The sequence below is a fragment of the Cellvibrio sp. OA-2007 genome (assembly GCF_000953825.1).
GTDB lineage: Bacteria > Pseudomonadota > Gammaproteobacteria > Pseudomonadales > Cellvibrionaceae > Cellvibrio.
In genome coordinates this window covers 12,939-26,721 of sequence record NZ_BBUL01000097.1, presented here as the reverse complement: position 1 = coordinate 26,721, position 13,783 = coordinate 12,939, and the positions used below count along the sequence as shown (strand labels likewise).

Annotated in this window: 17 protein-coding genes; 15 read left to right on the top strand and 2 right to left on the bottom strand. The window is 47.2% G+C overall.

The features are described 5' to 3' along the window. The first annotated feature begins 9 nt into the window (after positions 1-9). From AWU77_RS18465 to flhB, 15 genes are all read left to right on the top strand, one after another. Positions 10-939 (top strand): flagellar assembly protein FliH, encoded by a 930-nt coding sequence (locus tag AWU77_RS18465; RefSeq protein WP_084618549.1) that lies wholly within the window; start codon positions 10-12, stop codon positions 937-939. 2 nt (positions 940-941) lie between these two features. Next, positions 942-2,327: a flagellar protein export ATPase FliI gene (gene fliI / locus AWU77_RS18460; RefSeq protein ID WP_084618548.1), complete on the top strand. Its 1,386-nt coding sequence runs from the start codon at positions 942-944 to the stop codon at positions 2,325-2,327. A gap of 25 nt (positions 2,328-2,352) precedes the next feature. Next, positions 2,353-2,808 carry a flagellar export protein FliJ gene (gene fliJ, locus AWU77_RS18455; RefSeq protein ID WP_062067046.1) on the top strand — a complete coding sequence of 152 codons (456 nt, stop codon included), beginning with the start codon at positions 2,353-2,355 and terminating at the stop codon, positions 2,806-2,808. A gap of 191 nt (positions 2,809-2,999) precedes the next feature. Then, entirely contained in the window at positions 3,000-3,305 is a 306-nt protein-coding gene (locus AWU77_RS18450) for an STAS domain-containing protein (RefSeq protein WP_062067043.1), read from the top strand. A gap of 50 nt (positions 3,306-3,355) precedes the next feature. Beyond that, complete coding sequence (locus AWU77_RS18445) at positions 3,356-5,065, top strand: fused response regulator/phosphatase (RefSeq protein WP_062067040.1); 1,710 nt, start codon at positions 3,356-3,358, stop codon at positions 5,063-5,065. 52 nt (positions 5,066-5,117) lie between these two features. Continuing rightward, positions 5,118-5,450 carry an Hpt domain-containing protein gene (locus AWU77_RS18440; RefSeq protein WP_062067036.1) on the top strand — a complete coding sequence of 111 codons (333 nt, stop codon included), beginning with the start codon at positions 5,118-5,120 and terminating at the stop codon, positions 5,448-5,450. A gap of 135 nt (positions 5,451-5,585) precedes the next feature. Then, on the top strand, positions 5,586-7,091 hold the full coding sequence (locus AWU77_RS18435) for a flagellar hook-length control protein FliK (RefSeq protein WP_062067033.1): 1,506 nt from the start codon (positions 5,586-5,588) through the stop codon (positions 7,089-7,091). A gap of 224 nt (positions 7,092-7,315) precedes the next feature. After that, positions 7,316-7,867, top strand: a complete 552-nt coding sequence (locus AWU77_RS18430) for a flagellar basal body-associated FliL family protein (RefSeq protein ID WP_062067030.1) — start codon at positions 7,316-7,318, stop codon at positions 7,865-7,867. A gap of 9 nt (positions 7,868-7,876) precedes the next feature. After that, positions 7,877-8,914, top strand: coding sequence for a flagellar motor switch protein FliM (fliM, locus tag AWU77_RS18425; RefSeq protein WP_062067027.1), 1,038 nt, complete (start codon positions 7,877-7,879; stop codon positions 8,912-8,914). Between the two features lie 28 nt (positions 8,915-8,942). Next, a complete protein-coding gene (fliN, locus tag AWU77_RS18420) occupies positions 8,943-9,347 on the top strand; it encodes a flagellar motor switch protein FliN (protein ID WP_062067024.1) in 405 nt (134 codons plus the stop codon). A 9-nt stretch (positions 9,348-9,356) separates the two neighbouring features. After that, on the top strand, positions 9,357-10,025 hold the full coding sequence (gene fliO / locus AWU77_RS18415; protein WP_062067021.1) for a flagellar biosynthetic protein FliO: 669 nt from the start codon (positions 9,357-9,359) through the stop codon (positions 10,023-10,025). A gap of 8 nt (positions 10,026-10,033) precedes the next feature. Next, on the top strand, positions 10,034-10,894 hold the full coding sequence (gene fliP / locus AWU77_RS18410) for a flagellar type III secretion system pore protein FliP (RefSeq protein ID WP_062067018.1): 861 nt from the start codon (positions 10,034-10,036) through the stop codon (positions 10,892-10,894). 13 nt (positions 10,895-10,907) lie between these two features. Continuing rightward, complete coding sequence (gene fliQ, locus AWU77_RS18405) at positions 10,908-11,177, top strand: flagellar biosynthesis protein FliQ (protein ID WP_062067785.1); 270 nt, start codon at positions 10,908-10,910, stop codon at positions 11,175-11,177. A gap of 28 nt (positions 11,178-11,205) precedes the next feature. Next, complete coding sequence (fliR, locus tag AWU77_RS18400; RefSeq protein WP_062067014.1) at positions 11,206-11,991, top strand: flagellar biosynthetic protein FliR; 786 nt, start codon at positions 11,206-11,208, stop codon at positions 11,989-11,991. A gap of 9 nt (positions 11,992-12,000) precedes the next feature. Next, complete coding sequence (flhB, locus tag AWU77_RS18395; RefSeq protein ID WP_062067011.1) at positions 12,001-13,155, top strand: flagellar biosynthesis protein FlhB; 1,155 nt, start codon at positions 12,001-12,003, stop codon at positions 13,153-13,155. Positions 13,156-13,168: 13 nt separating this feature from the next. Here the strand turns inward: flhB and AWU77_RS18390 are convergent, their stop codons facing one another. Both AWU77_RS18390 and AWU77_RS18385 read right to left on the bottom strand, forming a co-directional pair. Next, positions 13,169-13,483 carry a CcdB family protein gene (locus tag AWU77_RS18390; protein WP_062067008.1) on the bottom strand — a complete coding sequence of 105 codons (315 nt, stop codon included), beginning with the start codon at positions 13,481-13,483 and terminating at the stop codon, positions 13,169-13,171. Further along, positions 13,480-13,728 (bottom strand): type II toxin-antitoxin system CcdA family antitoxin, encoded by a 249-nt coding sequence (locus tag AWU77_RS18385; RefSeq protein WP_062067005.1) that lies wholly within the window; start codon positions 13,726-13,728, stop codon positions 13,480-13,482. The genes AWU77_RS18390 and AWU77_RS18385 overlap by 4 nt, the downstream gene beginning before the upstream one ends. Positions 13,729-13,783 lie beyond the last annotated feature (55 nt).

The following is a 13,783-nucleotide window of genomic DNA, read 5'->3' as shown; positions in this document are numbered from 1 at the left end:
AATACATCCATGTCGGATAACAATTTGCAAAATCGTATTCCCGCAGAAGCGGTTGAGAGTGCCACGACCTGGGTGATTCCCCCGATCACTGAACACGGCAAAATTTTGTCGTCAGTGGAAAAGGAAGCACGCGAAAGGCGCGAGCGATTATTGCGCCGCGAAAAAGAAACCATCGAAACGGTTGAAATTCCCGAACCTGAAGCGGCTCCGCAAATGGGCATGACGGCAGAGGAGATGCAGGCCATTTTTGATACCGCCGAAAAAGACGGGTTTGAACAAGGCCATAAAGCTGGCTTTGCCAAGGGCAATACTGAAGGTTATGAAGCAGGGCGCCAGCAGGGTTTGATGGAGATGCGCGCGCAATTGGTTGCCGAGCAGCAACGTTTTCAGGCGCTGGCCAATGCCTTGCTCGACCCCATCAATGAACAGGATACTGACGTAGAACATCTGTTGTTAGATGTGATTTGTACCCTTACCCAAAGTGTCGTGCAGCGCGAGTTGCTGACCGATTCATCACACATTGTCCGCTTGGTGAAAGATGCCGTCGATGCCTTGCCCATCGGCAATAAAAATATTCGTGTTTGTTTGAATCCCGACGATCTGGCGGCAGTAGAAACCTATGCCGCAGAGCAGCAGCTAGCTTGGAGTTTTTTTGGCGATGCGGATTTATTGCCCGGTGGTTGTCGAATTGAAACACCCGAAAGCCGGGTTGATTTTTCCGTGTCGTCGCGTTTGCAAACGGTGCTGGAGCAATTTATTTCCAAGCAGTTGGCCGGTGGCGACAGCGATGATGACGAAGATGAAGATTCATTTACGCAAAGCAACTTGCCTACTGATAGTGAGCTTGGCAATGCGAAAACAGAAAATTCTGTGGCAGAAAAAAACGTAACGAGTGAGAAAAAAATTGACGTAAGTCCTGCGCAACAGGATGAAGAATAATCATGTCGGAACGCCAATCCATAAGCTCCCGTCTGCGTAGTTATGCACCGCGTAAATTGGTGCCGGTTGAACCCCAGGCCGAAGGGCGCATCACTCGCTCAGTCGGCTTGACCTTGGAAGCGGTAGGCTTGAATGTTTCTGTCGGTCGCCAGTGTGAAATTATCAATAGTGACAATCGCCGCATAGAAGCCGAAGTGGTTGGGTTCTCGGGCGACAAAGTCTTTTTAATGCCGATCAAACGTGTTGAAGGCTTGCAGCCGGGCGCACGGGTTATTCCCGTCGCTACTCAAATGGGCATGCGGGTTGGCCCGCAGTTGTTGGGTAGGGTGGTTAACGGCATAGGCCAGCCGCTCGATGGCAAAGGCCCTCTCATCGGCGATGAGTTTCTCGATTTCACGCCACAAGAAATTAACCCACTGCAACGTCACCCCATTAGCGAGCCGCTGGATGTGGGGGTGCGCGCGATTAATGCCTTGATTACCGTCGGGCGCGGCCAACGTTTGGGCCTAATGGCTGGTTCTGGCGTGGGTAAAAGTGTACTGCTGGGCATGATGACCCGTTTTACCACGGCCGATGTGGTGGTGGTAGGTTTGGTGGGTGAGCGGGGTCGTGAGGTAAAAGAATTTATCGACCATATTCTCGGCGAAGAAGGCTTGCGCCGCGCCGTGGTAGTGGCATCACCGGCGGACGATGCGCCTTTGATGCGTTTGCGCGCATCGCAATTATGCAGCCGTATCGCCGAGTATTATCGCGATCAGGGGTTAAATGTATTGCTGCTAATGGATTCACTCACCCGTTTTGCCCAGGCACAGCGGGAAATTGCGCTGGCTATTGGCGAACCACCGGCGACCAAAGGTTATCCGCCCTCAGTGTTTGCCAAGATTCCGCAATTAGTGGAACGTGCTGGTAATGCGGCGGAAGGTGAAGGTTCGATCACTGCTTTTTATACCGTGTTAACTGAAGGCGACGACTTGCAAGACCCAATTGCCGATTCGGCGCGGGCGATTCTTGACGGCCATGTGGTGCTATCGCGGCGGTTGGCTGAGGAGGGGGTTTATCCCGCCATTGATGTAGAAGCCTCCATCAGCCGGGCGATGCAAAATATCGTTGATGATGAACACCTGAAAATGATGCAGCGCTTTAAACAATTGCTCGCGCGCTATCAACAGAACCGCGATTTGATCGCCATTGGTGCCTACACCGCGGGTGCTGACCCGGAAACAGATGCAGCGATTGAGCGGTTCCCTCATTTGCGCGCGTTTATCCAGCAGGGGATCAAGCAGGGTGTGCGCCTGCCTGAATCCATTGCGAATCTCAAAGTGCTGCTCAAGCCGCCTGCCAATACCAAAGCCAATAGCCCGCTGGCACAACAGCATCGGCAACGCTAAATCATTTATGCAGCGAGTGTGAAACATGGCCGAGTCCCGCGCTAAACGTATGCAGGTTGTGTTGTCTCTGGCGCTGCGTCAGGAGGATGAAGCAGCTAAAAAGCTCAGTCAATTCCGCGATCAGCTCGCCCAAGAAGAGCGCCAATTGGCGGAGTTGCGCGATTATGCCGATCAGTATTTGACCGCCCAAGGTGCACTGCGGGAGGGAATTCTCGCCCACGAATTAATCAATTACAGCAGTTTTATTAATCGGGTTAATGCAGCCTGCAATGAGCAGGCAAACAAGGTTGAGCGCTATAAAGTGTTGTTTGAGTCGCTGCAGCAACAGTGGCGATTAAAGTACCAAAAGCGTAAATCCATTGAGGATTTAATTGCTCGATTGCAGCGTGAAGATAATCTTCTGCTCGATAAACGTTTGCAGAAAGAGATGGATGAATTAAGCTCTCAGCAGCTACAGCGCCAGTCAGACAGCGCAACATAAGTGTGCTCAAGAGGCGCAATTGTCGGAGTAAATGGTTTTTGGGGATGATTTTGTTGCTTACAGACTATAATGCTTGAAGTCTCCAGCAACTATAGTTTTATAGGCTATCCTTAGGATGTGTTGGTGCAGGAGGGTTGCCTCTTGATTATCTGGCACTAGGAATGTTTAGCGTTTTTTTGATGAGGTAAGACATGGCGATCACGTCAACAGTTTCCCCTGATGGCAATCAAGTCACTATATATATACAAGGCCGCTTCGACTTTAGTTCCCATCAGGAATTTCGCGGTGCCTACGAAAAACTTGCTCAGGCGCCCATCCATTACCGAGTTGATCTACAGGGCACCTCTTATATGGATAGTTCCGCGCTGGGCATGTTGTTGTTATTGCGTGATTATGCTGGCGGAGAGCAATCCAATATTCAAATTGTGAATTGTGCGCCGGACGTAAAAAAGATTTTATTGATCTCTAATTTCGAGCAGCTGTTTGATATTCAATAGGTGGCCGGGCATGCGCTACTGCATGTTGTGTGATGTATGGAAGCAATTTTATGAATGATGTACGTCGTTTAAAAATTCTAGTTGCCGATGATACAGACACCGACAGGCTCATTCTTGAAAGCATTGTTCGCAAAGAAGGTCATCATGTGGTTTCCGCTTGCAATGGCCTAGAGGCAATTCAGGTGTACTCTGCTGAGAAACCCGATATCGTCTTGCTTGATGCATTAATGCCTGAGCTTGATGGTTTTGGTGCGGCGCGAAAAATCAAAGAGCTGGCAGGCGATGAATTAGTCCCTATTATTTTCCTCACTTCCCTTTCTGATACTGAATCACTGGTGCAATGTTTGGATGCGGGGGGCGATGATTTTCTCTCCAAACCTTACAACCGCATTATCCTGCAAGCCAAAATAAAATCCTTCAATCGTATGCGCGAAATGCATAGCACTATGCTTACCCAGCGCAATCAAATCGTGCAGTACAACAATCGTTTGTTGCAAGAGCAAACAGTTGCAAAGCATGTGTTTGATAACGTCGCGCACAGCGGTTGTTTGAATGCCAGTAACGTGCGTTATTTTTTATCGTCGCTCGCTGTTTTTAATGGCGATGTACTGGTCGCCGCCATGCGCCCCAATGGCAGCATGATGGTGTTGCTGGGTGATTTCACCGGCCATGGTTTGCCCGCTGCGATAGGTGCTATGCCCTTGGCTTCGACCTTTTACGGCATGGTGCCAAAAGGCTTTTCCATGACCGATATACTGCGCGAGATTAATGGAAAGCTAAAAAATATTTTACCCGTAGGTATTTTTTGTTGCGCCACCATGATGGATATCAACTTCCGTAAAAAGCGTTTAAAAATTTGGAACGGCGGGTTACCTGATTGTTTTATACATCATCATCAAGATGGCAATATCACACCGGTTAAATCAACCCATTTGCCCTTGGGTGTATTATCCAACCGCGCTTTTAAAGATAATTGTGAATATTTTGAGCTACAAAAAGAAGATCGGATTTTTGTCTGGTCCGATGGAATTCATGAGGCGCGCAATGCAGAGGGAGATATGTTTGGCGAAGAGCGACTGAAGGAAGTGTTTAATCGCAACCAAAACCCTGAGCATCTATTTAATGAAATTATTGAAGGTGTGCAACAGTTCGTCGGTAGCGGAGAAAAAGATGACGATTTGTCGCTATTGGAAATCCGCATGGATGAACCCGCGCGGGTGAATAGTTTTGCCCAAGAAGCCAGCCATAAGTTTGCCAACTCGGAAATTGAATGGCTCATGGGGTTTGAGGTAAAACCTACCAGCTTTAAAGTGTTTGATCCGTTGCCCATGTTATTAAACGTTTTAATGGAAGTGCCCAGCTTGCGCGCCTTCAGCAGCACGCTGTACACCATTCTCGCTGAGTTATACACCAATGCCTTGGAGCACGGCGTATTAAAGTTAGATTCTGATCTTAAAAAAACACCCGAAGGTTTTTCTGATTACTATGAGTTGCGCGAACAGCGTATTAACCAGGTGACAGAAGGCTTTGTGCGTATCCGTATCTCTCACAAAACCAACGACAGTGGCGGATTGTTAAAGGTTCGTATTGAGGATAGTGGCGAGGGTTTTGATCATCAACAGCGCACAACAGATAATCTTTCATCCTTCGGTTATAGCGGGCGTGGTATCGCGCTGGTGGAGAAACTTTGTGGTACTGTTACCTATATTGGATGCGGTAATATTGTCGAAGTCGATTTTTCATGGGTTAATGATGATTGACGATAAATTGAAGTAACTGTGACTCTTCATTTCAATCAATGAGAAGCCGGCCATGGAACATCTGGACTACGAAACGTTAAACACCCTGAAACAAGTCATGGAAGATGATTTTGCCTTGCTGATTGACACCTTTGTGCAGGATTCTACTGACCGAATTGCTACTTTGCGCAAGGTTATTCAGGGTTCAGATGCCGACCTTATTCGCCGTGCAGCACATAGTTTTAAAGGTAGTAGTAGTAATGTTGGCGCGCTGCAGTTATCGGCACTCTGTGCTGCATTGGAAAAAAAAGCGTTTGAGAATAATCTTGATGGACTTGTGGCTGATCTTGACTCAATTGAGCAAGAGTTTGCGCAAGTCCTGAATTTGCTGCGCTCTTTTTCGTAATTCATCTTCACCTCTGCCCCTTCTGTACAGGGCCGATCTTCTGAATTGGCACCTGCTTTGCAACGTATCTCCTGAACCGAATAGTTGGCTGATCAAGCGGCAAAGCCTTGCCGTGATCAAGCGCAGGAGCAGCAGATGAACAATAGTAATTTTTTAAACAGTTTACTGGGTTTAACCAGTGCTAATCCCGCGGCTACTAAGAGTATGGCGGCCAAAGCGCGTGTGGAATCGACTGAAAAATTTCATCAGGCACTGGAACAAGTGCGGCCAGAAATTGCCGCTCGTAAACCAGTAGTGCGCAAAGAAAATCCTCCCGCTGAACCGCTGAACGCCACCCGCGCTGCCGCTAAAGTACCAGCTCGGCAGGATTCGCAGAGGGAGCTCGCGCGTTCAGACACTTCATCAAAAACTGACAAAAATGATCAGCAAACAACAGCTGTAGCCGATCACTCGGTTCAAGAAAAAAATGAGTATGTGGCACAGGAAAAAGACGTCAGCGAGGAACAATCTGCGGCGCCTCATGATCAACTGGGTACTAGAAACGCCGCACAGGAGAAAAAGTCCGACCTGAGTGAAGTTGCACAAGCAGATATTGCACTTGATGATCCCGCATTAGCTGTAGCTACTGATTCAGGTGAACTTGATAATGCGGTTGATTCATCTGCCCACCTGCTTGGTCAAGTTTCACTCCAGCCCTTGGCAACACAGGGGTCTGCTAATGAAGACGAGATCGATGTATCGGTATCATCCGAGGATATGATAGTCATAGATCCAAGCCTTGTAGCGATGAATACTCCCTTGCGACCCATCGAAATTGAGGGCGATGCGGCAGCCGATGGCGAGCAGGCGGTATTGGTTGGTCTTCAACTTGTTTCGAAAACCCAGTTAGTTGCAGGTGCTGCGACTGCAGGAGTTGATGCCCAATCCGCCCCAGCTGGAATAGCCACAGGTGCAACGCAGGGCGGAGCAAATGCTGAAATAGATCTTGCTCCCAATACAGATGCAGATGTTCTGCTAGATACAGAAACAGGAGATAACCCGGATTTTGCGTTATTGAACTCCAAAGCAGCATTAAATAAGCTGGCCGAAACCACCATGGCGGCAGCAAATTTGGATAAAACGAGTTCCGCCGTAGATGTAAAACCCGCAATCATTAGTGCGGCGGTAGAGGCAATGACACGCTTAACTGATGCGCAATCACCCGCCGCTCGTGCGTTTGTTGTTCAAACCGGAGTGCCAGTCACAGTGGGTAGCCCGCAATGGAGCCAAGCGGTAGGCGATAAAGTGTTATGGCTTGCAGCGCAAAATGTCAGTGCGGCAGAAATTCGCTTGGATCCACCGGAACTTGGCCCAATGCAGGTGAAGGTGAGCGTAAATCAGGATCAAGCTAGCGTTACCTTTAGCAGTCCACATCCGGCTGTGCGTGAAGCCTTGGATCAGCAGTTAAACCGGTTGCGTGAAATGTTTTCCGAGCAGGGATTAAATCTGGTTAATGTCGACGTATCCGATAAGTCTTTTACTAAGCGAGAGCAGGAAGAATCTGCCGGGCATCAAAGTAACGGCGGTGACGATGATGAAGAGTTGTCTCAGGTTGCTGTCAGCCAAACAATATCTATGCGCTTGGTCGATCACTACGCGTAATTCCAGTCTATATCTTCATTTGCCTCGCTCTTTTTGTAGAGAACCTGATCAGATTGATTATGTTCTCTACATCTTTGTTTTCTATAATTTTTTTTTACACATTCTTATCTCTCTTAGGGCGCTCTTGCTCGCAAACCCATAATCCACTGCTAAGCTTTCAGAGGCGATACTGGCATAGGTATTGCTCAACCCATTTTAGTCTTTGAAAGTGACGGAGTTTTGACATGGCGGCAGCCCCAAAAGCAGACGCAGGCAGTGCGGAGTCAGGTTCTAAAAAGAAACTGTTTTTAATGATTGGCATTGCGGTCGCGCTGATTGTTATTTCTATTGGCGGCACTGTGGTTGCGTTAAAGATATTGTCACCCGCACCGCCAGCCGGTGAAGCAGCAGCTGCTGAGCAGCATGCGCCCACCACACTTGCGCCAGCTATTTATTATGCGATGACTCCTAATTTCACTATTAACTTCAATGTGAATGGTCGCCAGCGTTATTTACAAGCCGCAATTACGCTGTTGTATCGGGATCCACTCTTGGAAGAGTTGCTGAAACTGCATATGCCCGCTATTCGCAACGGTTTGGTGATGTTATTGAGCGCCAAAAATTTTGATGAATTGCAGACCACCGAGGGGAAGGAAACTCTCCGTGCAGAGGCTTTGGAAATTATTCGCAACCAATTGCAAAAAGAACAAGAAGCACTCGCTGCTAGTGGTAAGGCTGATAAGGTTTCTTCGGCGAATGTCGAGCAAGTATTGTTTACCACCTTTGTAATGCAATAAGGAACCACAGTGCAAGATCTACTCTCGCAAGACGAAATCGACGCGCTCCTTCATGGTGTCGATGATGGTGACATAGATACCGAGGGCGATAGTGAGCCCGGTACGGTAAAAACGTATGATCTCACCAGTCAGGATCGTATTGTGCGTGGGCGAATGCCTACGCTTGAAATGATCAATGAACGTTTTGCCCGCTATACCCGCATTAGTATGTTTAATCTGTTGCGCAGAACAGCCGATGTGTCTGTTGGCGGTGTACAAATTCAAAAATTTGGCGAATATGTGCACACGCTTTATGTGCCCACCAGTTTAAATATGGTGAAGTTTCGTCCGTTGCGTGGCACGGCATTGATTATTCTCGATGCGCGTTTAGTTTTTAAATTGGTGGATAATTTTTTCGGTGGCGATGGTCGCCACGCAAAAATTGAAGGCCGCGAGTTCACGCCCACTGAACTGCGCGTTGTGCAAATGGTGTTGAATCAAGCGTTTATTGATTTAACTGAAGCATGGAAAGCGGTTTTTCCTATCAATTTTGAGTATGTGCATTCAGAAGTGAATCCATCTCTAGCAAATATTGTTAGCCCTAGCGAAGTGGTAGTGGTGAGTACCTTTCACATCGAGTTAGACGGCGGTGGTGGTGAAATGCACATCACTGTTCCCTATTCAATGATTGAACCGATTCGCGAAGTGCTAGACGCCGGCTTGCAAAGTGACAGCGATGAACACGACGAACGCTGGGAAAAAGCGCTGCGCGAAGATGTGCTTTCAGCGAGTGTAGATTTGGAGTGCGATATTGTTCGGCGCGATATTACCTTGCGCGATATTGTCGACTTAAAAGCAGGCGATATTATTCCCATTGAATTTCCCGACTACCATGTTCTGACTGCGAATGGCGTTCCTATGTTTAGAACCCAGCTGGGGCAATCCAATGGTTTTTTAAGTTTGAAAATTAGAGAGTTTATTGACCGCAGCAGCGCCTACAACATTACTGGTACCAAAGGTGAAATTGCTAAAGCGCGCGGTGCAATTGACACTAAAACTAAAGAGTAAGGCGTGACTGCAACTAAGGGTGATTAAAATGGCTGATGATGATGTTGATCAAGACTCAATGGCAGATGATTGGGCTGCTGCTATGGCGGAGCAGGCGGATGTTGATGAAACCATGGCCAATACAGTTTCATTTGATGAATTAAAAAACGAGGTATCAAAACAGGCGCCGGGTAGCCCTGATCTAGATGTAATTCTGGATATTCCCGTTTCTATTTCGATGGAAGTGGGGCGCACCTCAATTACTATTCGCAATTTGTTACAGCTTAACCAAGGCTCGGTGATTGAATTGGATCGTCTGGCGGGTGAACCGCTCGATGTATTGGTCAACGGTACGTTAATTGCGCATGGTGAAGTGGTGGTGGTTAACGAAAAATTTGGTATTCGTATGACGGATGTTATTAGCCCTGCAGAGCGCATTAAAAAGTTGCGTTAGGAATACCGAATGAATCTTGTCACTGTGCAAAATCTTGTTGTGTCATTGCTCGTAGTTAAAAGGCTAGGGCTGTTGTTGTTGCTATTGGTTTTGCCTGCCTATGCGCAAGACGCCTCAGTGAAAGGTGAGGTTGAACCTGCAGTTGTGGTCGAACAACCTGCGGTAGTTGCAACTGTCAGTGCAACAACAGATTCACACGTTGTCCCCGCGAGTGAGCAAACGAAGGTTCACTCCGTTAGCAAATCTGTTACACCAGCCAACATCCAGACACACAATCAATCGGCACAAACCAATGCTGCACCTATTGGCAGTGGCCGTCATCTATTGAATGTAACGCTGGCGCTATTGGGCATTATCGGTTTGATTTTTGCGATTTCCTGGTTTGTAAAACGTTTCAGTCAAGGGACTTTTGCAGCAAATGCGCATATTAAAGTGATATCGGCTATGCCATTGGGCACGCGCGAGCGAATCGTATTAATTGATGCGGGTGGGCAGCAATTATTGTTGGGTATTACATCCACGACTATAAATACCTTACATGTGTTTGAAACGCCTATTGCGCTGGATACTAAAGCGGATTCCCAGTCAGATTTTAGCCGTAAGTTAATGGCAATCTTGCAGCAAAAATCGTCGTCATCATCTGCAGTAGATCATAACAACAATAACTCTGCGCCTTAGGAAACGCCATGCTGAAAAATGCGCTAGAAAAAAAGTGGGATTATTGTCGAGTTGTCGTAACCTTGGTGCTGATTTTGTGTGCAGGTTTTGTGTCTGCACAAAGCACAACGCCACCGGTAGTGGATAATGCCGCGAATAGTTTGCCACTAGCACAAACCGCACCGTCAAATTTAGGCGCTTTACCTGCGATTCCTGGGTTGCCAGCCTTAACCGTAAAAACCAATGCTGACGGCACCCAGGAATATACGGTAACCCTGCAAATCCTCGCGATTATGACGGCGCTGACATTTTTGCCTGCGCTGTTAATGATGATGACATCGTTTACGCGAATTATTATTGTGTTTTCAATTTTGCGTCAGGCGCTGGGTTTACAGCAGTCGCCATCGAACCAAATCTTAATTGGCCTCGCGCTATTTTTAACCTTGTTTATTATGCAGCCGGTATTAAACAAGGTGAATGAAGATGCATTGCAACCCTATATCAATCAGCAGATTGGTGCGCAAGAAGCTTTGGCAAAAACAGCGGCACCGTTCCATGCGTTTATGCTGGCGCAAACGCGCGAGTCTGATATCGCCTTATTTGTTGGCATTGCCAAACATCCGCCTATTGCTGAGCCGGAAGAAACGCCTTTTAATATTTTGGTGCCCGCCTTTATTATCAGTGAATTAAAAACGGCATTCCAAATTGGTTTTATTATTTTTATTCCTTTTTTGGTGATCGATATTGTGGTGTCCAGTGTGCTGATGGCAATGGGTATGATGATGCTGTCACCGCTGATTATTTCGCTGCCGTTCAAAATTATGCTGTTTGTTCTGGTTGATGGTTGGGCGATGGTGGTAGGTACACTGGCCGCCAGCTACGGGGTATGACGGAGGCTGTATGATGACACCAGAAGTTGTTATGGATTTATTTGCAGAAGCATTTTATCTGGTTATTTTAATGCTACTGGTCATTATTGGTCCTGGCTTAATCGTGGGTTTAATCGTCAGTATGTTTCAAGCAGCTACGCAAATTAACGAACAGACCCTGAGTTTTTTGCCGCGCCTGATCGTGACACTGATTACCTTGATGATGGCGGGTCCTTGGCTGATTACCAAGTTTATGGATTTGTTTGATCGGCTGTATTCGAGCGTTCCATCGCTTATTGGGTAGAGTAGAGCCTCATCGGGTAGCGCGTGCTATGCAAGAACTAATCATTAGTGAAGAGCAGCTCTCACAATTTATTGGCCAATACCTCTGGCCCTTATTGCGCATCAGCGCTTTCTATTTTGCAGTACCCGTTATTGGTGCGCGTACGGTTCCTGCGCGTGTTCGTATTATTCTCACTCTCTTTACCACCATCATCATTGTTCCGGTATTGCCGCCTGCACCCGTGGTTTCGTTTTTATCGGCGCAGGGTTTTATGATGGTTATACAAGAGGTGTTAATTGGCCTTGCGCTGGGTTTTGCAATGCAAGTGGTATTGCATGTGTTTGTATTGGCAGGGCAATTTATGGCGATGAAAATGGGCTTGGGTTTTGCCGCCATGAATGATCCTTCCAGTGGCGTCAGTGTGACTATTTTGTCGCAATTCTATTTGCTTTTGTCGACACTGTTGTTTTTAAGTAGCAATGGGCACTTGGTTGTTTTGCAATTGATGATCGATAGTTTTACCACTTTTCCGATTGGTGGGGCAGGGATGAACAGAGCGCATTTTATGACGATTGTTGATCTCGGTTCCTGGTTATTCAGCGCGGCATTATTAATTACCTTGCCGCTGTTTACCTCGTTGATGATCGTCAATATGTCGTTTGGGGTGATGAGCCGTTCAGCGCCACAAATGAACGTATTTACCGTGGGTTTTCCCATCACATTAATTTTTGGCTTTATTCTTATGTGGTTTACTTTTGCCAACTTCCTGCCGGTGTATTTTGAAATTATGGAAGAAGGTATTGGTGCGCTGCGCACATTGGCATTAACACCCTAGGTTACTGCAATGGCTGAAGAAGACGATAGCAGTCAGGAAAAGACGGAAGAGGCCAGTGCGCGAAAGATTGAGAAAGCGCGCGAAGAAGGCCAGATTCCCCGATCCCGCGATTTAACCACTACGGCCGTATTGATGTTGGCGGCATTGGGTATCTATTTTTCGGCCGATTTTATGGGCGGAAAATTAATTGGCCTCACTCGCGAAAACTTTATTCTTAATCGCGCCACTATTTTTGACCCCAACGCCATGATTGCGCATTTGGCCAGCGCAATTTACGACGGCCTTATCAGTATTGCGCCGTTGATGGCAGTGTTATTAATTGCCTCCATTGTTGGGCCAATCGCTTTGGGTGGTTGGAATTATAGCGGTAAAGCCATGCAACCAAAGCTTAGCCGTATGGACCCAATCGCCGGCATTAAACGCATGTTTTCGGTTAAATCCTTAATTGAATTGTTGAAAGCCTTGGGTAAAGTGCTGGTGATTTTGGGCGCGACCATCTGGCTATTAAAATTCTATGCGCAGGATATGTTTCGCCTGGTGGATGAAAGCATTGGCAATTCGATTATTCACTCGCTGGAAATTTCGATTTTTGCCACGATTGCGCTGTCGGCGACGACGATTTTAATCGCCGCTATTGATGTTCCGCTGCAAATTTACGAATACAACAAAAAGTTAAAAATGTCGCGGCAAGATCAAAAAGACGAATCCAAAGATACCGATGGTAAACCGGAAGTGAAAGGGCGTATTCGCCAGTTGCAACGGGAAATGGCGCAGCGCCGAATGATGTCCAACGTGCCGCAGGCCGATGTGATTATCACCAACCCTGAACACTTTTCGGTGGCATTGAAATATGATCCAGAAGCAATGGACACCCCGATTTTGATTGCCAAGGGCGGGGATCATACTGCATTAAAAATTCGTGAAATTGCGAATGCCCATAAAATCGAAATCATTCAATCGCCGGTGCTCGCCCGTGCGATTTTTTATACCACTGAAGTCGATCAAGAAATCCCCTCGGGTCTGTATCTGGCCGTCGCGCAAATTTTGGCTTATGTCTTCCAGCTGCGTAACTTCCGCAAAGGCAAAGGCGAAAAACCAAGTTACCCACGCAACATCAACGTACCGCGCGATCTGCGTTACGATGCTAGCGGTAAGCAGGATTGAGTTACAACTCTGCCTAAAAACCCTCAATCAACAAATTAATCGCCGCCAAAATTTCATAGCGAAAGTCGACGAGATTGGCGGCTTCGTCAGCCAGTAAATGTTTGCTGATGCTGGCCATTTGTGGGGTGAGCAGCAGTAGTGTTTCGCCGTGTAAATTTATTCTGGGTGTTAATGTGGTTATGCCACTCCCTTTAAAGCTGGACTCGCGGATAAGCGGTATCACCATGCGGGTATCCAGACCTTCCAGCAGGTCATTTTGCACATCGAGTAAATAAGGAATGTGTTGGTTTTCGGGGTTGTGATTTTTATAGGCGCGGAATTGGCTCATGAGAAACTCCGCAGTGAATCACTGAGGCTGGTGTTTTGTTCGGTGTATTGATTGTAGTCATCTATCGCACTTTTATTGGCGCACAGCCATAACTCTTGCTGTTTTTGCCTTACTTTCTCTGCGAGTGCCTGTTCCAGAGTGGCGGACAGGTTGATCTCAAACTCTTTAGCTTTGCGCAGTAACTCGCTGTTAATACTCACATTTGTGGGTTTTTTGGGCGCGCTGGCGTCGTAGATGTTGTTCATAATTAATGCCCTTTTGTGATGCGCATATCGTATGCGCACTTAATTGAAAGGTCAA